At 41.1% G+C, this 22,116-nt stretch carries 22 protein-coding genes; 15 read left to right on the top strand and 7 right to left on the bottom strand.

The genetic code is table 11. The features are described from left to right. Positions 1-80 precede the first annotated feature (80 nt). The 6 genes from PQO05_RS08305 to PQO05_RS08280 all read right to left on the bottom strand — a co-directional run bounded on the left by PQO05_RS08305 (position 81) and on the right by PQO05_RS08280 (position 5,546). Positions 81-680 (bottom strand): Crp/Fnr family transcriptional regulator, encoded by a 600-nt coding sequence (locus PQO05_RS08305; RefSeq protein WP_273632238.1) that lies wholly within the window; start codon positions 678-680, stop codon positions 81-83. After that, positions 668-1,522, bottom strand: a complete 855-nt coding sequence (locus PQO05_RS08300; protein WP_273632237.1) for a UbiA-like polyprenyltransferase — start codon at positions 1,520-1,522, stop codon at positions 668-670. Before PQO05_RS08300 ends, PQO05_RS08305 begins: the two co-directional genes overlap by 13 nt. A 5-nt stretch (positions 1,523-1,527) precedes the next feature. Further along, entirely contained in the window at positions 1,528-1,962 is a 435-nt protein-coding gene (locus PQO05_RS08295) for an endonuclease domain-containing protein (RefSeq protein WP_273632236.1), read from the bottom strand. 138 nt (positions 1,963-2,100) lie between these two features. Next, positions 2,101-2,724, bottom strand: a complete 624-nt coding sequence (gene yihA, locus PQO05_RS08290; RefSeq protein ID WP_273632235.1) for a ribosome biogenesis GTP-binding protein YihA/YsxC — start codon at positions 2,722-2,724, stop codon at positions 2,101-2,103. A gap of 74 nt (positions 2,725-2,798) precedes the next feature. Continuing rightward, complete coding sequence (locus PQO05_RS08285; protein WP_273632234.1) at positions 2,799-4,682, bottom strand: outer membrane beta-barrel protein; 1,884 nt, start codon at positions 4,680-4,682, stop codon at positions 2,799-2,801. 69 nt (positions 4,683-4,751) lie between these two features. Continuing rightward, positions 4,752-5,546 carry a carboxypeptidase-like regulatory domain-containing protein gene (locus PQO05_RS08280; RefSeq protein WP_273632233.1) on the bottom strand — a complete coding sequence of 265 codons (795 nt, stop codon included), beginning with the start codon at positions 5,544-5,546 and terminating at the stop codon, positions 4,752-4,754. Between the two features lie 163 nt (positions 5,547-5,709). Between PQO05_RS08280 and PQO05_RS08275 the strand changes: the two genes are divergently transcribed. Further along, positions 5,710-6,204 carry a VOC family protein gene (locus PQO05_RS08275; protein WP_273632232.1) on the top strand — a complete coding sequence of 165 codons (495 nt, stop codon included), beginning with the start codon at positions 5,710-5,712 and terminating at the stop codon, positions 6,202-6,204. A 176-nt stretch (positions 6,205-6,380) separates the two neighbouring features. Here the strand turns inward: PQO05_RS08275 and PQO05_RS08270 are convergent, their stop codons facing one another. Further along, positions 6,381-8,324 carry a KUP/HAK/KT family potassium transporter gene (locus PQO05_RS08270; protein WP_273632231.1) on the bottom strand — a complete coding sequence of 648 codons (1,944 nt, stop codon included), beginning with the start codon at positions 8,322-8,324 and terminating at the stop codon, positions 6,381-6,383. Positions 8,325-8,527: 203 nt separating this feature from the next. Between PQO05_RS08270 and PQO05_RS08265 the strand changes: the two genes are divergently transcribed. From PQO05_RS08265 to PQO05_RS08200, 14 genes are all read left to right on the top strand, one after another. Continuing rightward, entirely contained in the window at positions 8,528-9,040 is a 513-nt protein-coding gene (locus PQO05_RS08265) for a T9SS type A sorting domain-containing protein (protein ID WP_273632230.1), read from the top strand. Between the two features lie 244 nt (positions 9,041-9,284). Beyond that, a complete protein-coding gene (locus PQO05_RS08260; protein ID WP_273632229.1) occupies positions 9,285-9,896 on the top strand; it encodes a fumarylacetoacetate hydrolase family protein in 612 nt (203 codons plus the stop codon). 3 nt (positions 9,897-9,899) lie between these two features. Continuing rightward, complete coding sequence (locus PQO05_RS08255; protein ID WP_273632228.1) at positions 9,900-11,618, top strand: M23 family metallopeptidase; 1,719 nt, start codon at positions 9,900-9,902, stop codon at positions 11,616-11,618. Further along, positions 11,618-12,082 carry a thioredoxin-dependent thiol peroxidase gene (bcp, locus tag PQO05_RS08250; RefSeq protein WP_273632227.1) on the top strand — a complete coding sequence of 155 codons (465 nt, stop codon included), beginning with the start codon at positions 11,618-11,620 and terminating at the stop codon, positions 12,080-12,082. The genes PQO05_RS08255 and bcp overlap by 1 nt, the downstream gene beginning before the upstream one ends. A gap of 29 nt (positions 12,083-12,111) precedes the next feature. After that, positions 12,112-12,957, top strand: a complete 846-nt coding sequence (locus PQO05_RS08245; protein ID WP_273632226.1) for a transketolase — start codon at positions 12,112-12,114, stop codon at positions 12,955-12,957. Positions 12,958-13,054: 97 nt separating this feature from the next. Further along, positions 13,055-14,014, top strand: a complete 960-nt coding sequence (locus PQO05_RS08240) for a transketolase family protein (protein WP_273632225.1) — start codon at positions 13,055-13,057, stop codon at positions 14,012-14,014. Positions 14,015-14,055: 41 nt separating this feature from the next. Beyond that, entirely contained in the window at positions 14,056-14,610 is a 555-nt protein-coding gene (locus PQO05_RS08235) for an RNA polymerase sigma factor (RefSeq protein WP_273632224.1), read from the top strand. 51 nt (positions 14,611-14,661) lie between these two features. After that, positions 14,662-15,567, top strand: a complete 906-nt coding sequence (locus PQO05_RS08230) for a hypothetical protein (protein WP_273632223.1) — start codon at positions 14,662-14,664, stop codon at positions 15,565-15,567. 16 nt (positions 15,568-15,583) lie between these two features. Continuing rightward, positions 15,584-16,087, top strand: coding sequence for a hypothetical protein (locus PQO05_RS08225; protein WP_273632222.1), 504 nt, complete (start codon positions 15,584-15,586; stop codon positions 16,085-16,087). Positions 16,088-16,283: 196 nt separating this feature from the next. Then, positions 16,284-17,471, top strand: coding sequence for an aspartate aminotransferase family protein (locus tag PQO05_RS08220; protein ID WP_273632221.1), 1,188 nt, complete (start codon positions 16,284-16,286; stop codon positions 17,469-17,471). Between the two features lie 225 nt (positions 17,472-17,696). After that, positions 17,697-19,973 carry a glycosyltransferase family 4 protein gene (locus PQO05_RS08215; RefSeq protein WP_273632220.1) on the top strand — a complete coding sequence of 759 codons (2,277 nt, stop codon included), beginning with the start codon at positions 17,697-17,699 and terminating at the stop codon, positions 19,971-19,973. Then, entirely contained in the window at positions 19,974-20,984 is a 1,011-nt protein-coding gene (locus tag PQO05_RS08210) for a glycosyltransferase family 4 protein (protein WP_273632219.1), read from the top strand. Positions 20,985-21,090: 106 nt separating this feature from the next. Continuing rightward, positions 21,091-21,612, top strand: coding sequence for a type II RES/Xre toxin-antitoxin system antitoxin (parS, locus tag PQO05_RS08205; protein ID WP_273632218.1), 522 nt, complete (start codon positions 21,091-21,093; stop codon positions 21,610-21,612). A 3-nt stretch (positions 21,613-21,615) separates the two neighbouring features. Then, a complete protein-coding gene (locus PQO05_RS08200) occupies positions 21,616-22,068 on the top strand; it encodes an RES family NAD+ phosphorylase (protein WP_273632217.1) in 453 nt (150 codons plus the stop codon). The last annotated feature ends 48 nt before the right edge of the window (positions 22,069-22,116 follow it).

Below are 22,116 nucleotides of genomic sequence, written 5' to 3'. Positions count from 1 at the left end.
CTGTTTTTGTATGATACAAACATACAAGCACCCTGAAACAGAAAACGTTATCTTAAGATAATAAAATCGAAGAGATGAAATTAGACTAAAATGCGCCTGCGGATACGCGAAAGTGAAACTGGTGTTATACCCAAAAAGTTGGCAATATAATGCTGAGGCATGCGGCGCAGAATATCCCTGCCTGTTTCCAGTAGTTTAAGGTAACGCTCTTCGGGCGATTGGGTGATGAAGGCCGTAACTCTATCCTCATAGCAGCACAAATAATATTCGGCTATTAAACGGCCAAAGCGTTCCATCTTGTGGCCCAGTTCCTTACTTGCAAGCATTTCCTGCAAGCTTTTATGGCTCATCAGGATGAGCTCCGTATCTTCCAGCGTCTGGATATAATTGAGTGATGGTTGGCGGGTTAAAAAACTCTTATACGAGCTCATAAACTCATTTTCGAAACTAAAGTAGCCGGTAATATCAGTACCGTCATTAGTCATGTGAAAATAGCGTACCGAACCTTTGTTAATAAAGCCGAAATGGTTACACACCTTTCCGGCTTCAGAGAAATAGGCTTTCTTTTTTAAGCTAACAAACTCCAGGTAGCTGCAAAACAAATCCCACTCGTCGTTAGTAAAAACGGCGAAAGGCTGCATATACTCCCTAAAGTTATATTTAGCTTTTAGCGTATCCATAATCTATCAACCAAAAATAAGGCGGCAAATACCACACTTGCAATACCGTTGGTAGTCATAAATGCGAAATTTACACGGCTCAGGTCGTTTGGCTTAACCAGGCTGTGCTGGTAAAACAGCATGCTGCAAAATACGCCAATACCCAAATAATAAGGTAAGCCTACATGCGTAAAAAACACCGGCATGATAATAAATGTTGCCGATAACACATGCAAGAAGCTCGACAGGTTTAAGGCCTTTACTTTACCCAAATAAGCTGGTATAGAGTGCAATTTTTCACTACGGTCAAAATCTTCATCCTGTAAAGCATAAATAATATCGAAGCCACTCACCCAACATAAAACAGATAATGAGAATAGGATTGGCAAAATGTTAAACTCGCCAGTTACTACTAAATAAGCGCCTATTGGAGCTAATGATAAGCCTAAACCTAATACCATGTGGCAAAGTGCGGTAAAACGCTTGGTAGCACTATAACCCAATACTACAAACAAAGCCACTGGTGCCAGATAAAAACATAAAGGATTAATAAACCAGGTAGCAGCTAAAAATAGTGCACAGTTTACCAGAGTAAAAGTCAACGCCGCAGCCGGACTAATTCTCCCCGCAGGAATATCGCGCACCTTAGTACGTGGGTTTTTAACATCAATATCCCTATCCAGATAGCGGTTAAAAGCCATTGCCGAGTTACGTGCAAATATCATGCACAGCACCATGAGCAAAAGTTTCTGCCATTCAAATTTGTGATCTGTAGTGGTTACTGCCAAAAAGAAGCCGATAAAGGCAAATGGCATAGCAAATATGGTGTGTGAAAAGGTTACTAAGGAGAAGTATTTTTTCATGTGTGTTATTGTAAATTTTGCTTCCCCTCTTGAGAGGGGTTAGGGGTGTGTTCTTCTTTATTATCTTCGGATGTAAAATCCAGTATATATGTTTCTATGGTTCTAAGCACATTATCCAGATCATGTATCACGTCTGATTCATCAAACCTGATTACTGCTAAATCATATTGGTTTAACTCCGTATCTCTAATTAAATCCTGATTATATTTTTCTTCATTACTATGATAACGGCCATCTAATTCAATCACCAAATTTAGTTCATAGCAATAAAAATCGACTATATAATTTAATAACGGTTTCTGACGGTGAAAATCATAACCGTAAAATTGCTTACTGTTTAAATGTCGCCAAAGCTTTATTTCGCCAGGCGTGCTATCATTTCGAAGCTTTTTAGCCAACTCCTTTAACTTGATGTTATATGGAATGATTTTTCGCTTCACTTAGTTTATGACTTGTATGTTGTAGTGACACACCCCTGACCCCTCTCAAGAGGGGAAGCATAGCGTAACGCTTTGGGAGCTTATTCCCCTCTTGAGAGGGGGTAGGGTGTGTTCTCTGCGTTATGCTGTTTTTTTTCTCTATTTATAATCCATATTATCAATGCCGGTAAACCTGGCATTAATACTATCAATAAAACCCAGCACCTCTTCGCGTCCTAATTTGCTTTCAGACGAGGTTACAAAATAATCGGGCATCGGGTCGAATGTCTCAGTCAACTTGCGTTTAAACTGCGCCACATTCTGATCGGTTTTAATGCTCGATTGCTTGTCGGCTTTGGTAAATATAATTACGAATGGTAAGCCGTGCTCGCCAAGCCAGTTGCAGAACTCCAGGTCGATTTTTTGCGGCTCTAGGCGGCTGTCTATCAATACCATTACGCATTGCAGGCTTTCACGTTTATCGAGATAAAAGCGGATAAACTTGTTCCAGTCTTCCTTTTTACTTTTCGAGATCCTGGCATAACCGTAGCCGGGTAAATCAACCAGGAACCATTCGTCATTAATTAAAAAATGGTTAATCAACTGGGTTTTACCAGGTGTTTGCGAAGTTTTAGCCAGCCCCTTTTTAGCCGTAAGCATATTAATAAGCGAAGACTTGCCCACATTTGAACGCCCTATAAAAGCGTATTCGGGTTTTTCTGGTGGGGGTAGTTTTGATACCTGCGTGTTACTGCAAATAAATTCTGCCGATTTTACAATCATACAGCAAAGGTAAGGTTTTTTGCTTAGTGCATCACTTATCGATAACGGAGTGGTATACTATCTGTTCTTACTGCTTATCGCATCATCAAAACAGGTTTCTTCTCCTCTTCTTTCGTTGTTGATTTGTTAAACTTAAATTGCAGCGTTAGCATAAAATATCGCTTAACCACTTCCGATTGCGTATCGGTAATAATATTCTCGCTTACATAACGGTAAGAGCTAATATTCTGGTTCAAAATGTCGTACGATGATAATTTAATCTCTCCTCTATCCTTTTTTAACAATTGGTGCGCAAGGCTTAGGCTAAGCAAATTACTACTCTTTTGAAAACCTGGTGCCACCAGCGGGTTGTACATATAGGTATAATAGCCTTCGATATTAAATTTCTGGGGCAGAAAAATGTTAAAGTGTGCATTTGCCGTATGCACCAGGGTATTTTGATTACTAAACGCACCACCACTATAAGTTATAAACGCTTTGCTCAGGGTATATTGAGGATCAATCTCAATCTTATCTTTCCAGTTTAACGACAAGCCTTCTGTAAAGTTGATATTGTAATTGTATTGATAACCGCTCTGCTGGTTCACTATAAAAAAGGTGCGACCGGTAGATAGGTTAATGTTGCTTCTGCTGCTCAACCTAAAATCCTTATTCTTCTTAATTTGCTTATTAAAGAACCCGCCGACATTGTATGTGTACCTGCCATTACGGTTAACAGGCATACTGGTTTCAACCAAATCAGCATTAATAGTTCGCTGCCTGAACACATTATTTTGTTCAAACGAAGCGCTGGCTGATACACTAAAACTTGAACCCGACTGGTAATTATACTTGTTAAAATTTATGCTGAAATTATCTTGGGTAGTTGGCTTCAGGTTGGGGTTACCAGTTACCGAGTATAGGGGACTAAATACTACCGTATAAGGGATCATGTCGCCGATATTAGGTAGTTGTACACTCCGGTTATAACTTATAGAAAGCCTGCTGATATTGAGATTAACAGATGGCAGTAAATAAAAGAAATGCTGATCAATATCGGCCGTGTTTCTTTTAAAACTATTATCAACTTGTTGCCACTGGGCGTTTAGGTGTGCCATTAGCATCACTTTTTGTGAGATATTATAAGTAATACCTGGCGTTAGGGCTTCTGTCCACTTATTACGTGTAAGGTCGCTGCTCAGCTCTAGTAAAAAGCTATCATATTGCCCGGTAATTGGGTTATAGTCGTATGTAGAAACCTTATCTAACTGATGGTTATAGCCGGTAGATGCTTTCAGATCGGCAATTAACTTTTTCACAATGGGTTTCCGGTATGTTGCCGATAAATTAACATCGGTATTTTGATTATCGTTATCGCCTTTTCGCTTTAACGAATACGAAGGGAAAGTGGGGATATAAGATGCCAGATTATCGTCGCTATAATTAAACCCGCTACCCGGACTAATTGACAAATTATGATCGACAGAGACAGACTCTCCTTTTTTATTGAACTGATGGTTATAGTTAAATGAGTGCTGAAACTGAAAGCTGTTACCCGATGAATTATTATCGCTCGTCCTGTTATTAATAGGGTTAATAAAATTGCTAAAACTATTACTGAGAATATTACCCATAGTTTCGTTTTGTCTGATATAAACCGAAGGGTTATATGTTAGTTGCGTAGTATCATTGGGGTGCCATCGCACACTGGCTGTAATATTGTGGGTATAAGAAGTATTGAGGCTATTATTGTTATTGTTGGTTGTGGTGGTGGTATCATTTAAAACTTGCTGCCTATTTATAAGCATGTTATATTCAGTTTTAGCACGGCTAAATACGTAAGATAAGTTAACCTTCAGCTTTTTACCATAGTCGGTATTAATGTTTATGCCGCCAAGTGTTTTGGTTTGCTTACCTGTAGCCCCAACGCCTAAAGTAGCACGAGAGAAAGCCGCGCCTCCGCGGTCCAGGCCGCCCATATTATACAGGTCACTTAAATCAAAACCCGTACTGTTAAGGTTATTGGTCGTCCCCAGTAAACTTACCTGCTAGGTATCTCTAAACATATTTGCCAGCCCGCCAACCTGGTAATGATCATTAGTACCAGCTCCGGCATAAACCTTACCGAAGATGCTTTTCTTTATCGCTTTCTTAAATTTGAGGTTAATGATCTTGCCCACCTGCGATTCGGGTATCAAATGGTTTGGGTCATTCTCACGGTCGTCGTAAACTTGTACTTTGTCTATCAGATCAGCATCCAGGTTTTTGGTAGCGATACGGATATCAGTCGGGAAAAATTCGCGGCCATCAACTAATACCTTCGATACCTTTTTGGCCATCACGGTAATATTGCCATCGTTATCAACTTCAACACCGGGCAGTTTCTTTAACAGATCTTCAACTACGGCATTAGGGCGTGTTTTAAAGGCTTCGGCATCGAAAATAATAGTATCTTTCCGTACCACAACAGGCATACGTTCGTCTTTAATAGTAACCTCTTGTAATTGTTTTGAGTTAAGGCCAATAGTGCCCAAATCAAATTGTTCGCCGGTTTTAAGGGTAAATAATTTGCGGTATGGCTGATAGGCAACGTAAGAAATTAAGAGTTTAACAGGTATCCCTCCCGGTATATTGTGCAGGGCAAACGCGCCTTCTTTGTTGCTGAGCGTGTAAGCTATGAGTGTTGATAGCGTGTCGCGCATATCAATAACGGCAACAGTGGCAAATTCAACCGGCTTTTTATCCAGCGAATCGATAAGCGTTCCCTTAATAGCAGCAGTGTTTTGACCATTTGCCCGCAATGCAGCCATTAATAAAACTGCAATCAGTAAAAATTTATTCATTAATTGTGAGAAGGCTTAGCCTTAACCCAAATATGTTGAAAAGAGTTTATTGAAACTATAAAATTAACTATTTTATTAGTCGGTTTAATGTTGCCATTTTTACAGTACCCAAACACTTAAATAAAATGTTAATATTAAATTTGAATGTTTAAACATATATTTTATGTCTGCTTATCAAATTCCGGCTCAAACCCGTATAGGGCACGTACATTTAAAGGTGAGTAACCTGCAACGATCGTTAGATTTCTATTGCGGACTACTCGGCTTTGAGCAAATGGTTAGTTATGGAGATAGTGCTGCTTTTATATCGGCAGGTGGCTACCATCATCATATTGGCTTAAATACCTGGCATAGCAAAAACTCGCCTCCTGCACCAGAGCACGCACCTGGTTTATACCATACTGCTATTTTATATCCGGAAAGAAAAGATCTGGCCGCTATATTGAAACGTTTAATCGATGCTAAATATCAAATTACAGGTGCATCAGATCATGGTGTGTCTGAGGCTATTTATCTGAATGACCCGGATGAAAACGGTGTTGAATTATACTGGGATCGCCCGCGCGACCAATGGCCAACTGACGAACAGGGTAATTTAACCATGTTTACCAAACGATTGGATATTGAAGGATTAATGGCGACGTTGGAAGAGAAATAATTCATCTATCCGTAGAGACACAATACCTTGTGTCTCGTACACAAATTATATAAACCTGTAAAGAGACACGAAGTATCGTGTCTCTACGAGATAAAAACATAAAAAAAGAGACACAAAATATTGTGCCTCTACAATAATTAACAAGAAAGGCCTCGTTTGAGGCCTTTCTTATTTTATTATTTAATGCGATGTATCTGCACTGTTTCTGGATCTGCCAACATCAGCGGTACCTTTTCTACCGTTACGAAACTCAGGTCGAGGCCAAAGTTGCGTTCTTCTGATAAGCTGATCTTTTTCAGTTGCGTGTATAATGCCATCACACCTTTTTCGTACAATGATAAATAGTGAGAGCGTGATACCACTTTCTCAATAACTACAAAGCGGAAGTCGCCTACAATTTTGTGTTTATTCAATGATTCGTACTTACTGGTAATATCAACCTCGCCTTTCTTAACCAGGTCTTCAACCACTTTTCTAAACAACAGGTTAATCTGCTGCTCAACGCGGAAACCTAGTTTGAAGTCGATACGGATCAGTTTGTTCGGCACTAAAAAGTCTACCTCGTACTCGCGGGTGTAAGGCTCGTCCATTACATCCACGTGTACCAGCCAATATACATCAGCTCGTTTAGGTTGCTTTTGCAGTATAGAATAAATAATCTTCGATTCAATCTCCGAGTTAAAGTTGGCACTGGTTAAATAAACCAGTTGCGATGCATATTTGCTTACACTATTATCGTCGCTTAGTTCTTTAATAATGGTGTAGTAATCTTCAATCTCAACAAACTTAACGTAGCGGTTACGGATTTTGCGGGCTGTGTGCCAGGTCCACATAATCCAGAACAATACTGCACCTATTGACAGCGTAAACCAACCACCATGTACAAACTTAACAAGGTTACCGAATAAGAAAGTACCTTCAATAACCAGGTAAACAGTAAGGAACAAGTTGATTATATATTGCGGAACCTTACGGCGTTTCAGGAACTTGGAAACCAATATCGTGGTCATCAACATGGCTACCGTGATACTTAAACCGTAGGCAGCCTCCATCCTGTCAGAAGCGCGGAATAATAAAACCACGCCAATACAACCGGCACAAAGCAGCCAGTTAACACTCGGTACATATAATTGCCCCTTTTGTTCAGAAGGATAATTGATCTTTACTTTTGGCCAAAGGTTTAAACGTACGGCCTCAGCAATAAGCGTAAACGAACCCGAGATTAAGGCCTGACTAGCAATAATTGCCGCGATAGTTGCAATACTGATACCGTAAATTAGAAACCAGGTTGGCATTATCTCATAAAATGGGTTATGAATATTTAAGTCTTTAGTCTGCCCCTGAAATTTCAGCAACCAAACTGCCTGGCCTAAATAATTTAATACCAAACAGCTTTTAACATATACCCAGCTTACGCGGATATTATCACGACCGCAGTGACCTAAATCAGAATATAAAGCCTCAGCTCCCGTAGTACACAGGAAAACCGCACCTAAAATAGTTAAAGCTTTAGGGCTGGTAGTTAACAGTTCGAAAGCGTAATATGGATTAAGCGCCTTCATTACATAAGGGGCCTGGGCAATTAAAACAACGCCTAAAACACCCATCATGGTAAACCACAAAAACATTATTGGCCCAAACGCTTTACCTACCAGTGATGTACCGAATTGCTGGATAAAGAACAGGAATGCGATAATCACAATAACAATTTGTACGGTTGGCAGGTTGGGATAATAGCTTTTTAAACCTTCAATAGCCGCAGAAATGGTAATAGGCGGCGTAATGATACCATCGGCCAATAGGGCGCAACCACCTAATACCGCTGGTACAATGAGCCATTTGGCCCTCCGGCGTACCAATGAAAAAAGTGAGAAAATGCCCCCCTCACCTTTGTTATCTGCCCTTAGGGTAATAACAACATACTTAAGCGTGGTTTGTAATGTTAACGTCCAGAAAATACAGGATACGCCTCCCAGTACCAGTACCTCTGAAATGTGCTGGCCACCTACTATAGCTTTAAAAACATATAATGGGGATGTTCCGATGTCACCGTAAATGATACCCAAACTGATAAGGATACCAGCGGCGGTGAGCTTGTTTAGATCTTTGTGTTGTGTCACTATATTGTTAAAAGATTCTGCAAAAGTATTAAATGTTTGCTTATAACATAACCCTCTTATTTATCGTATACTTAACACATAGACAGTTGAAGCAACGCAAAAGATTGACTTTTGTTAAAAATTGTTAAAATTATTAATAAAAACATATTGTACTTGGTACATTAAGCTTGTTAATTTATAGTTTTGCAATGTGAACTTGAATTATGAGGCAAAAATTTACTTTTAATTTTTTATGGATATTTTTAATTGCATCTGCAATATCCATAAATTTTGCCTTTGCTTTGGGTGATAAGCTAAAAACTGATACTGCTTACCTGCATATTAAAAACGCAAAGCCCAATACACGTACATCTTATTTAAAAGGTGGGTTCCATTTAAACTTTCCTTCATTATCATCATCATCAAAAGCCGGCATGGCCAAACCTGCAGATGATAAACCTGCGGATGATAGTAAGTTGTTAAGTAACGTAAGCATTTTCCCAAACCCGGTTACCGACCAGATCAATTTAAAATATACCATTACCCGCAATACCAACGTAACCATAAAAATCATGGACGTGCTGGGTAATAACGTGCTTACCCTCCTGTCGCAGCGCATGGAACCGGGCGAGCGAAAATTCTCCTACAACCTTAACAAACAACTCACCAGCGGCTTTTACTTTGTTCGCGTGGTTGTTGGTACAGAGTCTGTAATTAAGCGGATCTCGATATTGTAAGCCCAGAAAGAGAAGCCAGAATCAAGAGACAAGAATCAAGACAGGAAATTCCCTCCTGATTTTTTAGTTATGTCATTTCGACGATAGGAGAAATCTTATGCGTCAGAACTGCAAGTTGTACAAGATTTCTCCTATCGTCGAAATGACAAGCATCTTTAGGTATCCTCAAAGCAAAATTTTAATTACAGCCAACATCCTCGGCGTTTTAATGTTTAGCTTTGGCGTTTACACCTGTTTATCCGTTATGAAAATAATTGCCATCGGCCGTAATTATGCCGAACACGCCAAAGAGCTGAACAACCCTGTACCAACAGTACCTGTTATTTTTATGAAGCCCGATACCGCTTTATTAAAAGATAATAAACCTTTTTACCTGCCCGATTTTTCTGATGATGTGCATCACGAAATTGAAGTAGTATTAAAAGTGAGCAAGGAAGGTAAACACATCGACGAAAAATTTGCCGCCAATTACTTTGATGAGATAGCCATCGGTATTGATTTTACCGCACGCGATATTCAGCAGAAACATAAAGAAAAAGGCTTACCATGGGAGCTTGCTAAGGCTTTCGATAACTCGGCCCCAATCAGCAATTTTATTCCTAAGGATAAATTTGCCGATCTGTACAATATGAACTTTAAGTTAGATATTAACGGCGAAGCACGCCAGGTTGGTAATACAAAGGATTTGTTGTTCTCGTTCGAGAAAATCATTGCTTTTGTATCTAAATACATCACCCTTAAAAAAGGCGACCTGATTTATACCGGCACACCCGAAGGCGTAGCCAAAGTAAACGTAGGCGACCACCTGGAAGGTTACCTCGAAAATGAAAAACTTTTAGACTTCTACATCAAATAACGCATGCTGAAAAAACCTGTTGTCGCTTTATTATTTGCTCTTGCATCATTATCTACCGTAAATACAAAAGCGCAAACAACAACCATACAAAGTAAAACCTACCCGCAAAATATTTTCCGTTACCCGCTTGATCTACCGCCGAGCACTGCCGGCGGCTTTGGCGAACTGCGGGGTAACCACTTCCACTCCGGCTTAGACTTCCGTACTAACCAGCGCGAAGGTTACCCGGTGCATGCAGTGTACGATGGTTATATCTCGCGTTTAAGGGTACAGTTCGGTGGCTTTGGTAATGCGCTTTACATAACGCATCCCAACGGATATACCTCGGTTTATGGACACTTGCAAAGGTTCAGCCCCGAGATATTACAGGTATTACGCGACCAGCAACGTATTCAGCAAAAAGACCTGGTTGATGTTAGTCTCGACCCTATGCAATTGCCGGTTTACAAAGGGCAGATAGTAGCCTGGTCGGGCAATACAGGAGGTTCGGCTGGCCCGCATTTACATTTTGAATTGCGTGATAGTGAGAATGAACAAACCATCAATGCGCAATTGTTCGGTTTAACAATTCCAGATCGTGTGCCACCTACCATCTCGGCAGTAGCTGTTTATAAATTAAACGGCAATCCATTCAGCGAGAAAACTGGTCACAGCTTTTACCCAGTGGCGGGCGCAAACGGCCATTATCATCTGGTTAATCCGCAGATATTGGAGATTGGCAATGATGCCGGTTTAGGTATTGCATGTGTGGATCAAAACAGTGCTTCGGCTAACCGCAACGGCGCTTATTCTATCGAAGTAAAGCTGGACGGTACAACCATTTACACCATGGCCATGGAACGTTTCGCATTCGATCAAACGCATGCCATTAATGCTTATATAGATTACCCAACGGCCCAAACCACAGGTCGTATGATACAGAAGTGTTTCATATTGCCGGGCAGCAAGATCACTATCTATCCACAATCAATCAATCGTGGTATTATCAAATTAACTGATGATGCCGTTCATGATGTGGAGTACGTGGTGAAAGATGTAGCAGGCAATACATCAACCTTGGCTGTTAAAGTAAAAGCAGGGCCAGAGAGTAAATCAGTCGTTGCCCAACCTACTCCGGGTACCACTCGTTTTCATTACGATCAAATCAATGTATTTACCAACGATAACCTGAAAATCAGCATCGCACCCGGAAACTTGTATGATGATCTGGATTTTACCTTTGCCAAACTGCCTAAACATATAGGGGCGTACTCAGCAACCTATCGTTTACATAACCGGCTAACTCCAATTCACGATCAGTTTGATGTTTGGATTAAACCCGACAGCACCATCGGCAAATTGGTGGATAAAGCCGTTATTGTAGGTGCCGAAGATGCCATTTATGAGGATGGCTATGTGAAAGCCCATGCCAAAGGATTTGGCGATGTGTACGTTAGGGTTGATACCGAAGCGCCATTTATCCACCCGTTAAATATTATTAATGGCGGAAGTATGGCTCGAAAACCAAAAATTTCCTTTAAAATTGGCGACAATTTATCGGGCATCAAATCTTACATCGGTAAAATTGATGGTCAATGGGTGTTAATGGAGTGGGATTTTAAAACAAAGATCTTAAACTATACCTTTGACACCAGCATTACCCCTGGTAAGCATAAACTCGAATTAACAGTTACAGATAATAAAGATAACGCGGCTACATACATCGCCGATTTTTACAGATAATGGCAACTTTAACAGCAGGCACCAAAGCACCCGACTTTACCGCCAATGACCAAAACGGAAAAACAGTTTCTCTGGCAGACTTTAAAGGTAAAACTACCATCCTTTATTTTTACCCGAAGGATGATACCCCCGGCTGCACAGCCGAAGCCTGTGATTTTAGAGACAACTACCAATTTTTGAGCAGCCAAGGTTACGAGGTAATTGGTGTAAGTGTTGACGACGAAAAATCGCACAAAAAATTTGAGACCAAATACAGCCTGCCCTTTACCCTGATTGCCGATACCGACCACACCATTGTAGAAGCTTACGGCGTTTGGGTAGAAAAAAACATGTACGGCAAAAAATACATGGGTGTTGCCCGCACTACTTTTATTATCGATGCTGAAGGCGTAATTAGCAAAATCATCGAAAAAGTGGATACCAAGAATTCATCTCAGCAGGTGTTGGACCTGCTGAAGAACTAAAATATTATATTACCAACCTTCCTTAATTAATGACTACTGATATTTCTGAATTAAAAAATGTCGCGTCGCAAGTAAGACGCGATATTGTAAGAATGGTTCATGGTTGCCAGAGTGGCCACCCCGGCGGCTCTTTAGGCTGTACCGATTACCTGGTTGCCCTGTATTTCTCGGCAATGAAACACGACCCGAAGTTTAACATGGATGGCATTGGCGAAGACTTGTTCTTCCTGTCAAATGGCCACATTTCTCCGGTATTTTATAGCGTACTGGCACATGCCGGTTATTTTGATAAAGCCGAACTGGCTACTTTCCGTAAACTGGGTACACGTTTACAGGGCCACCCTACCACGCACGAGCATTTACCGGGTGTACGTATCGCCTCTGGTTCACTGGGCCAGGGTTTATCGGTAGCTATCGGTGCTGCGCAAGCAAAAAAATTAAATAAAGACAGCAGCCTTGTTTTCACCCTGCACGGCGATGGTGAGCTACAGGAAGGCCAGATCTGGGAGGCAGCAATGTACGCCCCTCACAATAAAGTTGATAACCTTATTGCTGCCATTGATGTTAACGGCCAGCAAATTGATGGTTCTACCAAAAATGTATTATCATTAGGCGATCTGCATGCTAAATGGGTTGCCTTCGGTTGGGATGTTTTGGAAGCCAAAGGTAATGATATGGAGGCTTTGCTTACCGTTTTAGCCGAAGCTAAATCTCGCACAGGTCAGGGCAAACCAATTGTAATTTTATTGCATACCGAAATGGGTTATGGTGTTGATTTTATGATGGGTACCCACAAATGGCATGGTACTGCACCTAACGATGCACAACTGGCACAAGCTTTAGGACAGTTAGAAGAAACTTTGGGAGACTATTAATTTGGTTGTCGGTTATCAGTTGTCGGTTGTCGGTATTAACTATCGAATAACAAGAGGCAGACAACTGACAACCGACAACTGACAACCAAAACACACAATGAAAAAATACACTTACACAGATAAAAAAGATACACGTTCGGGCTTTGGTGCCGGACTATTAGAAGCCGGTAAACGTAACGACCAGGTGGTTGCCTTATGTGCCGACTTAATTGGCTCATTGAAAATGCAGGATTTTATTGCTGCTTTCCCTGAGCGTTTTTTCCAAACCGGTATTGCCGAAGCCAACATGATGGGCATGGCTGCAGGTTTAACCATTGGCGGTAAAATACCTTTTACAGGTACTTTCGCTAACTTTTCAACCGGTCGTGTTTACGATCAGATCCGCCAGTCTATCGCCTATTCAAACAAAAACGTAAAAATTTGCGCTTCACACGCAGGTTTAACTTTGGGCGAAGATGGTGCAACCCACCAGATCCTGGAAGACTTAGGTTTGATGAAAATGCTACCTGGCATGACCGTTATTAACCCTTGCGATTATAACCAGACTAAAGCTGCTACTATTGCTATTGCAGAACATGAAGGCCCGGTTTACTTACGTTTCGGTCGCCCGGTTGTGCCTATCTTTACAGATCCTGATCAAAAATTTGAGATCGGTAAAGCATGGATGGTAAATGAAGGTGCCGATGTGAGTATATTCGCAACAGGACATTTGGTTTGGGAAGCGATACAAGCAGGTGAGAAACTGGCTGAAGAAGGCATCGACGCCGAGATCATCAACATACACACCATTAAACCGTTGGATGCTGAAGCTATTTTAGCATCGGTACGCAAAACAGGTTGTGTGGTAACTGCTGAGGAGCATAACCGTTTAGGTGGCTTAGGTGATAGCGTTGCACAAGTATTGGCTACCCAGTTGCCTACCCCACAAGAGTATGTAGCTGTAAACGACAGCTTTGGCGAAAGCGGTACACCAGAACAATTGATGACCAAATACGGTTTAGATGCCGATCACATTGTTGCTGCTGCTAAACGTGCTATTGCCAGAAAAACAAAGTAGGCTGATAAATGCTTTATAGAATAAACTATTAAATAAAATAAATGTCTGTACAGGTTGAAGATGCTGAAATACTAAGCAAGTTCCAGGATGTAAAAACCCGGAACGAAGCCTTTAATCTTTTGCTGAAGAAATATCAGCAGAAAATTTACTGGCACGTTAGGCGTATGGTTATAGACCATGACGATGCCGACGACCTGGTACAGGACGTTTTTATTAAGGTTTGGAAAAATCTCGAAGGCTTCCGCAGCGATGCCCAGCTTTATACCTGGATGTACCGCATTGCCACTAACGAATGCATTACCTTCTTAAACAAAAAGAAGCAAAAAAATAACATTTCGTTAGATGAGGTTTCTTATGAGCTGGCAGATACACTGGCATCGTCATCTTATTTTGATGGCGATAAGGCACAAATGAAATTACAACAAGCCTTGCTTACCCTGCCGGATAAGCAAAGGCTTGTTTTTAACATGAAATACTACGACGACATGAAGTACGAAGAAATGTCGGAAGTGCTGGGGACAAGCGTAGGTGCTTTAAAAGCATCTTTTCACCTGGCAGTAAAAAAAATCGAAAGTTTTCTGTTATCTCATGATTAATTTTAATTTTTGCTTTAAACCTTTGCTCCCTATTTATATCTATAATACGATATGACAAGCGATATAGACAATAAAGAATGGCCAGATGAATATCCGTCACTAAAACAGGTTAACCCAAATAACCCGTTTACCGTGCCTGGCGGCTATTTTAATGAGCTGGAAGGGAGGATTATGTCTGTCATTAATTTAAGTGAGCTTCCATCGTCGCAGCCTTTTGCTGTACCAGAAAACTACTTCGAAGAATTAAGCAGCAATATTGTAAGCCGAATCAATATTGAAGAAAAAATAAAAACCGATGAGCAAAACTTCACTGTCCCTCAAAATTATTTTGAGAACATGGAGCTGCAAATCAAAAGCCGTATTGCTGTTGAGAATGCTTTAAAAGCCGATGAGCAAACGTTCAGCGTTCCGCAAAATTATTTTGAGGACATGGCTGAACAAATTAAAAGCCGCATTGCTATTGAAGAATCCTTAAAGGCTGATGAGCAAAATTTTACAGTGCCTCAGAATTACTTTGAGGATATGGCAACACAGATAACCAGCCGTATTGCTGTTGAAGAAGCCCTGAATACTCAAACACCATTTACGGTTCCGGATAATTACTTTGAAAAATTAAATCGTAATATTTCAAACCAGGTTGCCGGTTTAGAGGCAGCTAACCGCCGTGGCGTGATCAGAAGGCTTGTATCAACCGCTGCATTTAAGTATGCTACAGCTGCTTGTTTTACACTGGTAGTGGGTACAGCTATTTTTATTGGCGAAATTAACAGCCCGTCTGCTAAGCATAACAGCTCATACCTGCACAAAGCTTTATCAGACATTCCGGCTAATGATATAGAAAGCTATCTGCAGTTGCACATGGATGCCGGGGATACTAAAAGTGTGATCAATCAGGCTGATCAAGGTAAAACTAATGACTCTAATGATGATCTCACCGATTATCTGAGCAGTTTATAATAATTTATAATACGGAATGAACAACCTGATAAAATACCTGTTTTTTGCGCTGTTGCTTTTTTGCATACGGCATGAAACGTGTGCACAGCCAGGCGCTTCTCCGTATCGCAGCACAACTGTGCCGAACTACCGTCCAAATTTTAACGGCCATAACAGGCCCGATGGTATGCGTAAGTTAAATGCAGTAAGGAACGATTATATTAATAAAAGACTGAACCTTACCCCGGAAGAAGCCGATCGTTTCTGGCCTGTTTACAACCAATACCAGGCTGAGCTGGGTAACGTACTGCGCCAGCGCCGCATTAATAATTCGAGCCCGCAAGCTAATGGTATTGACCAGGTTGATCGTGATATTAATTACGAACAACAGATATTATCTATCAGAAAGCGTTATAAAGACGAGTTCCTGAAAATACTCCCCCCCGAAAAGGTAAGCCTGCTCTACAAAAGCGAACGCGAGTTTAAAGACGAGTTGATTAAACAGCTCGGTGAACGCAAACAACAAGAACCGCAGAAATAATTTGACAATTCGGCAATTTGTTAATTTGTCAATTCAACTTGCTGATTAGATAATTTGTCAATTTGTTGATTAATCCCACTGAATAATTTGTCAATTTTGCGATGTTGCAAAGCCATTTACAAATTGCCGAATTAACAAATCGACAAATTGGAACTTCATTGACAAATCGACAAATTATCTAATTGACAAATTCCAGATGCTTACTCTTCGCCAGCTTTTCTTAGCCAATAACGCCCAAACCACCGATTTCCCTCTATTGCTGGAGTTTGAACGCGCTAAAGGTGTGTACATGTACAATGCCGAAGGCAAAGCTTATATGGACCTTATTTCGGGCATTGGCGTGAGTAACATCGGCCATAGTAATGATGAGGTTATAGCAGCCATAAAAGACCAGGTTGATAAATACATGCACCTGATGGTTTATGGCGAATATGTGCAAACGCCACAAGTACGTTTTGCAGAGAAACTGGTAAGCCTGCTGCCATCAACCCTTAATTCTGTATACTTTGTAAACTCTGGTGCCGAAGCTGTTGAGGGCGCTTTAAAACTGGCTAAACGTTATACAGGACGAAAAGAGATTATTTCATGCCATAATTCTTACCACGGGAGTACGCATGGTGCATTAAGCGTGATGGGTAACGAGCATTTTAAAACAGCTTATCGCCCACTGTTGCCCGATGTAAGTTTCATCAATTTTAACAACACAGATGATCTTGTTAACATCACAGAACAAACCGCTTGTGTAATCATAGAAACCATACAGGGCGAAGCGGGAATCCGGGTGTCCGATTTAGCTTATATGCAGGCGCTCAGGAAACGTTGCGATGAAACAGGAACATTATTGATCCTCGATGAAATCCAAGCTGCCTTTGGCCGCTCGGGTAAGCTGTTTGCGTTCGAGCACTTTGATATTGTACCCGACATTTTACTGCTTGCTAAAGCTCTTGGTGGTGGCATGCCTGTTGGGGCTTTTATTGCTTCGACAGAAATCATGTCCGCATTAAAGAATAACCCGATACTTGGGCATATTACCACATTTGGAGGTCACCCGGTTTGTTGTGCTGCGGGGCTTGCTGCTTTAAATGTTTTGCTCAATCAAAAATTGATTGATGGAGTTCAAGAAAAAGGTCAGCTCTTCCACCAGCTTTTAGTTCACCCTGCTATTAAACAAATCCGCGGTAAAGGTTTGATGCTTGCTGTTGAACTGGAGAGTTTCGACTTTAACAAAAAAGTAATTGACCGTTGTATCGAAAATGGCCTCATTGTAGATTGGTTTCTGCATTGCGATAACTCTATGCGAATTGCCCCTCCCCTCATCATCACCCACGACGAGATTAAACAAGCCTGTGCTATAATTCTCGAAGCTATTAGCTATTTCAGTTAAACAGTAGCGGGTCATCTTCCTATAATTAGCCTTATTACCTAGCTATCATAGTGTATTGGTATAGTTTATGCCTTATATTACATGCAAGTGTGCATTTGCTTTAAAAAGCAACGTAAAAGCACATTATCAACTTCACGTTGCCCTTTTTTTAAGTCATTCAGTGTCAGAAAAAGGAGAATTTGCTTCCACTTGCCAAATTTCAATATAAGACATCTTACTAAAAACATGAAAATAGCGTACATCTCAACCTATCCACCCCGCGAATGCGGTATTGCTACCTTTAACCAAAACCTGATGCGCGCCATCAGTGCAAACTTCCCCGAAAGAAGAAGTTTGTCGCAAAGTGGTTTTGTGGTAGCTGTTAACGATTCTGAAAACCTGCAGGAATATGAATATCCTGAAGAGGTAAAATATGTGATCCGCCAGAACCATCAAAAGGATTATATCCGTGCAGCCAACTACATCAATACCAGCAATGCCGATGCTTGTATCCTGGAGCATGAGTTTGGTATCTATGGCGGCGAGAGCGGCATTTATATTTTGCCTTTATTGAATCGTTTGGAGAAACCGCTTATTTCTATCTTACATACTATACTAAAAGAACCAAGCTACGTACAGCGCATTATTATCCGCGAAATTGCCGAGCAATCGTCGAAAGTAATTGTAATGAGCCAGCGTGCAGTTGAGTTTCTGACTACGATATATGACATCGCTCCTGAAAAAATTCAGATCATTGAGCATGGTGTTCCTGATCTGGAAGAACCAGAATTAAACCCTGTTCGCGAGCTATCTGCATTTAAAAACAAACGCGTACTACTTACCTTCGGTTTAATAAGCCGTAATAAAGGTTTAGAAACTGTAGTGCGGGCATTGCCTAAAATAGTTGAAAAACACCCGGATGTAATGTATGTAGTTTTAGGTAATACCCACCCCGGCGTTGTAAAGCATTCGGGCGAAGAATATCGCGACAGCCTGAAATCATTAGCAGCGCAACTGAAGGTATCGAATCATCTCGCCTTCATTAACAAGTTTGTATCAGAAGAAGAACTGATTAATTATTTAACTGCGGCTACAGTATATGTAACGCCTTACTTAAATGAGGCACAAATTACCAGCGGTACATTGTCTTATGCTGTAGGCTCTGGCGCGGCTGTAGTATCTACTCCTTACTGGCACGCAACAGAACTGTTAGCACATAACCGCGGTCGCTTATTTGATTTTAAGGATGCCGATGCGTTAGCTGATAGCGTAAATGACCTGTTAGATAATGAAGACACATTAAACACGCTTAAACAAAACGCTTACGAATACGGCTTACACCTGCGCTGGCCAAAAACCGGCGCCGAGTTTATCCGCGTAGCACAGGAATCATGCTTAAATCATGACTTTAGCGACAAGATCTTAAAAAACAGCATTGTTGACCCGGAAATACTGCCAAAGTTCAGCCTGGCGCACGTACATCGCCTTACAGACGATACAGGCATTGTTCAGCACGCTAAATATGGTATCCCCAACTTAAAAGAAGGATATTGCTTGGATGATAACGCCCGTGCTTTAATTATGGCATTGATGGCTTATCAGCGCAACAAAAGCCAGGAAGCTTTAGAGCTGTTGCCTATCTACCTGAGCTATATTCACTATATGCAATGCGACGATGGTAACTTCCGCAACTTCCTGAGCTTTGATCGTCGTTATTTAGACGAGGTTGGGTCAGAAGATTCATTCGGCCGTACTATTTGGGCATTGGGGCATTTAATCAGCTGCGCTGCCAATAATTCGTACCGTGAGTTTGCAATGGAAATTTTTCATAAATCGTATCCACACTTTAAAAACCTGCAGCACATCCGCGGTATGGCTAACACCATTATAGGGATTTGTTTATACCTCAAGGTTTACCCTACCGACGAAGGCATGCAGGCCGAAATGGTAAGATTAACCCAACCATTGATTGAGGCTTACGAAAAAACACAATCACCAGACTGGCAATGGTTTGAGGAAGGTATGACTTATGATAACGCCATCCTACCTTTAGCCTTACTACACTCTTGCGAGATTACCGGTGACGAAAATGCCAAACGCATTGCAATGAATACCATGGCTTTCTTAGATAAACTAACGCTATCTAATGGCTACTTAAGCCCTGTTGGTAATGATGGTTGGTATTATCGCGGTGGTGTATTCCCTACGTTTGATCAGCAGGCCATTGAAACGATGGCGATGGTGATGATGCACTTCCAGGCGTATGAAACCTTCCGCCAGCCGGAGTATATCGAGAAAATGTTTTTAAGCTACAAATGGTTCCTGGGTGAGAATACTTTACGAGCACCGTTATATGATTACGAAACTAAAGGCTGCTGTGATGGTTTGATGCCAAATGGTATAAACCGTAACCAGGGCGCCGAAAGTACCTTAGCGTATTTGATTTCGCACCTGACGGTATTAAAAGCGTTTGAGCTTGAGTACGAATACAAGAAATTTGATCAGGCTATCAAAGTTTGTTAAATGAAAGTTGCCGTTTTAGCCCCTGTTGCCTGGCGTACACCGCCCAGGCACTATGGCCCGTGGGAACAAGTAGCCTCAAATATAGCCGAAGGACTGATTAAGAAAGGTATTGAAGTAACTCTCTTCGCAACAGGAGATTCCATTACCGACGGTAAACTGGATGCTGTATGCGAAAAGGGTTATGAAGAAGATCGTACACAGGATGCTAAAGTGCTGGAATGCCTGCACATTAGCAACCTAATGGAAAAGGCCGACCAATTCGATCTGATCCATAACAACTTCGATTTTTTACCGCTTACTTATTCCGGGCTGATTAAAACACCGTTGATTACTACGATTCACGGGTTTTCGTCGCCTAAAATAATCCCGGTTTATAAAAAGTATAATGACAAGGGTTATTACGTGTCGATCAGTAATTCAGATCGTAGCCCGGAATTAGAATACCTGAGCACGGTTTACAATGGCTTAGATATCCGGGATTTTACATTTATCGAACAGCCGGAAGATTATCTGCTTTATTTCGGCCGCATCCATCCTGACAAAGGTACGGCTGAGGCTATCGAAATAGCCAAAAAAAGCAGACGTAAATTACTGATCGCCGGTATCATCCAGGATGAAGGTTACTACAAAAATAAGGTAGAACCTTTTATAGATAATGAACATGTTATTTATGTTGGCCACGCAGGCCCAGATAAAAGAAAAGAGCTCTTGGGTAAGGCTGTGGCTTTATTACACCCTATCAGCTTTAACGAGCCCTTCGGCATGAGTGTGGCCGAGGCTATGCTTTGCGGCACGCCTGTAATTGCCTTCAACCGGGGCTCAATGCCTGAGTTGATAAAGGATAAGCAAACAGGCTTTTTAGTTAACACCGTTGATGAAGCTGTTGAAGCCGTTAATCAACTATCATCTATTAATAGAAAAGACTGCTATAATTGGGCTTCAGCCAGTTTTTCGTGCGATAAAATGGTAGATGATTATTACCAACTCTATCAGCAAATATTGGCGAGCTGATCTTAGATAAATACAGACAAAGGCCGGAATAAATATCCGGCCTTTTATTTGAAACAAAATTTGGAAAAAATTCTTATAATCTTAGAAAATTTTCTAAATTTGAATTATGGAAAAAGGAAGTAAAAAAACAACAGCAAAAAAAGCTGTTTATAAAACAGAAACCCACATCAGCAAAAACATGGTAAATGATTATGCTGTGGCTTATGTAACTACTGACCCGGGCGTTGATGCTGCTGCTTATCATCCATTTTATGCCAACCAGGTGGCATTGCTTACCAGCTCTAAAAAAGGTTTAGAGGCCAAAGCAGCTCTTGATTTTTTAAACCTGTCGGGCTTTAGTCACCAACAGTTTCAGGATACTTTTAAAACCACGGTTAAAACCATACAAAATTATACCAATCAAGCCCAAAAGCTTGATGCCTCACTCAGTGAAAAAATTCTAAAAGCTTTTGCGCTATTTGAGAAAGGTATAGCGTTGTTTGGCTCTGCCGATGTTTTTTATAAATGGCTTCACCAACCGGCTTATGGTTTGGGCAACCAGGTCCCTTTTGATATTCTGGATACTTTTACCGGTGTTAGCCTCATCGAAGAAGAACTTATCCGCCTTGAGTACGGTGATTTAGCCTAAGCTATGCTGATCTACAGAATTACGCTTACCAAGTTTGCCGATAAGCTTGTGGCATCGGGCAGGGCCGCGCGCTGGAACCCGAATGAAACAGAAGTTATTTACACAGCATCATCACGCTCATTAGCCTGTTTAGAAAACGTAGTACACCGAAGCCAATTAGGACTTAACCAGCTTTTTAGTGTGCTGACCATTGAAGTACCTGATTCGGTTAAAAAAGAAATTGTAAAGCTTAGCGACTTACCACAGGACTGGCGAGAGTTTGCGCAAATGCCATTAACCCAAAGCATCGGCGAAAATTGGTTAAACAAAGCTCAAACTGTCATATTACAAGTGCCATCTTCCATTATTGAAGAAGAAGTTAATTATCTCATCAACCCGCAGCATCCTGATTTTAGGAAGATTAAGCTAATTAATACGGATAAGTTTGTGTTTGATATGCGCATAAAAACAGCATAAAGGCATCTAAACTATTCCCATCATTGCTTTGTTCCTCGTAATGATGTG

The sequence above is a fragment of the Mucilaginibacter jinjuensis genome, from assembly GCF_028596025.1.
Lineage (GTDB): Bacteria > Bacteroidota > Bacteroidia > Sphingobacteriales > Sphingobacteriaceae > Mucilaginibacter > Mucilaginibacter jinjuensis.
This window is presented reverse-complemented; position numbering and strand designations above follow the sequence as displayed.

What these genes read in the sequence shown, in the direction of transcription:
- PQO05_RS08305 (WP_273632238.1), bottom strand. Translation starts at nt 680, where the DNA reads ATGGATACGCTAAAAGCTAAATATAACTTTAGGGAGTATATGCAGCCT.
- PQO05_RS08300 (WP_273632237.1), bottom strand. Translation starts at nt 1,522, where the DNA reads ATGAAAAAATACTTCTCCTTAGTAACCTTTTCACACACCATATTTGCT.
- yihA (WP_273632235.1), bottom strand. Translation starts at nt 2,724, where the DNA reads ATGATTGTAAAATCGGCAGAATTTATTTGCAGTAACACGCAGGTATCA.
- PQO05_RS08285 (WP_273632234.1), bottom strand. Translation starts at nt 4,682, where the DNA reads ATGGGCGGCCTGGACCGCGGAGGCGCGGCTTTCTCTCGTGCTACTTTA.
- PQO05_RS08280 (WP_273632233.1), bottom strand. Translation starts at nt 5,546, where the DNA reads ATGAATAAATTTTTACTGATTGCAGTTTTATTAATGGCTGCATTGCGG.
- PQO05_RS08275 (WP_273632232.1), top strand. Translation starts at nt 5,710, where the DNA reads ATGTCTGCTTATCAAATTCCGGCTCAAACCCGTATAGGGCACGTACAT.
- PQO05_RS08265 (WP_273632230.1), top strand. Translation starts at nt 8,528, where the DNA reads ATGAGGCAAAAATTTACTTTTAATTTTTTATGGATATTTTTAATTGCA.
- PQO05_RS08260 (WP_273632229.1), top strand. Translation starts at nt 9,285, where the DNA reads ATGAAAATAATTGCCATCGGCCGTAATTATGCCGAACACGCCAAAGAG.
- PQO05_RS08255 (WP_273632228.1), top strand. Translation starts at nt 9,900, where the DNA reads ATGCTGAAAAAACCTGTTGTCGCTTTATTATTTGCTCTTGCATCATTA.
- bcp (WP_273632227.1), top strand. Translation starts at nt 11,618, where the DNA reads ATGGCAACTTTAACAGCAGGCACCAAAGCACCCGACTTTACCGCCAAT.
- PQO05_RS08245 (WP_273632226.1), top strand. Translation starts at nt 12,112, where the DNA reads ATGACTACTGATATTTCTGAATTAAAAAATGTCGCGTCGCAAGTAAGA.
- PQO05_RS08240 (WP_273632225.1), top strand. Translation starts at nt 13,055, where the DNA reads ATGAAAAAATACACTTACACAGATAAAAAAGATACACGTTCGGGCTTT.
- PQO05_RS08235 (WP_273632224.1), top strand. Translation starts at nt 14,056, where the DNA reads ATGTCTGTACAGGTTGAAGATGCTGAAATACTAAGCAAGTTCCAGGAT.
- PQO05_RS08230 (WP_273632223.1), top strand. Translation starts at nt 14,662, where the DNA reads ATGACAAGCGATATAGACAATAAAGAATGGCCAGATGAATATCCGTCA.
- PQO05_RS08225 (WP_273632222.1), top strand. Translation starts at nt 15,584, where the DNA reads ATGAACAACCTGATAAAATACCTGTTTTTTGCGCTGTTGCTTTTTTGC.
- PQO05_RS08220 (WP_273632221.1), top strand. Translation starts at nt 16,284, where the DNA reads ATGCTTACTCTTCGCCAGCTTTTCTTAGCCAATAACGCCCAAACCACC.
- PQO05_RS08215 (WP_273632220.1), top strand. Translation starts at nt 17,697, where the DNA reads ATGAAAATAGCGTACATCTCAACCTATCCACCCCGCGAATGCGGTATT.
- PQO05_RS08210 (WP_273632219.1), top strand. Translation starts at nt 19,974, where the DNA reads ATGAAAGTTGCCGTTTTAGCCCCTGTTGCCTGGCGTACACCGCCCAGG.
- parS (WP_273632218.1), top strand. Translation starts at nt 21,091, where the DNA reads ATGGAAAAAGGAAGTAAAAAAACAACAGCAAAAAAAGCTGTTTATAAA.
- PQO05_RS08200 (WP_273632217.1), top strand. Translation starts at nt 21,616, where the DNA reads ATGCTGATCTACAGAATTACGCTTACCAAGTTTGCCGATAAGCTTGTG.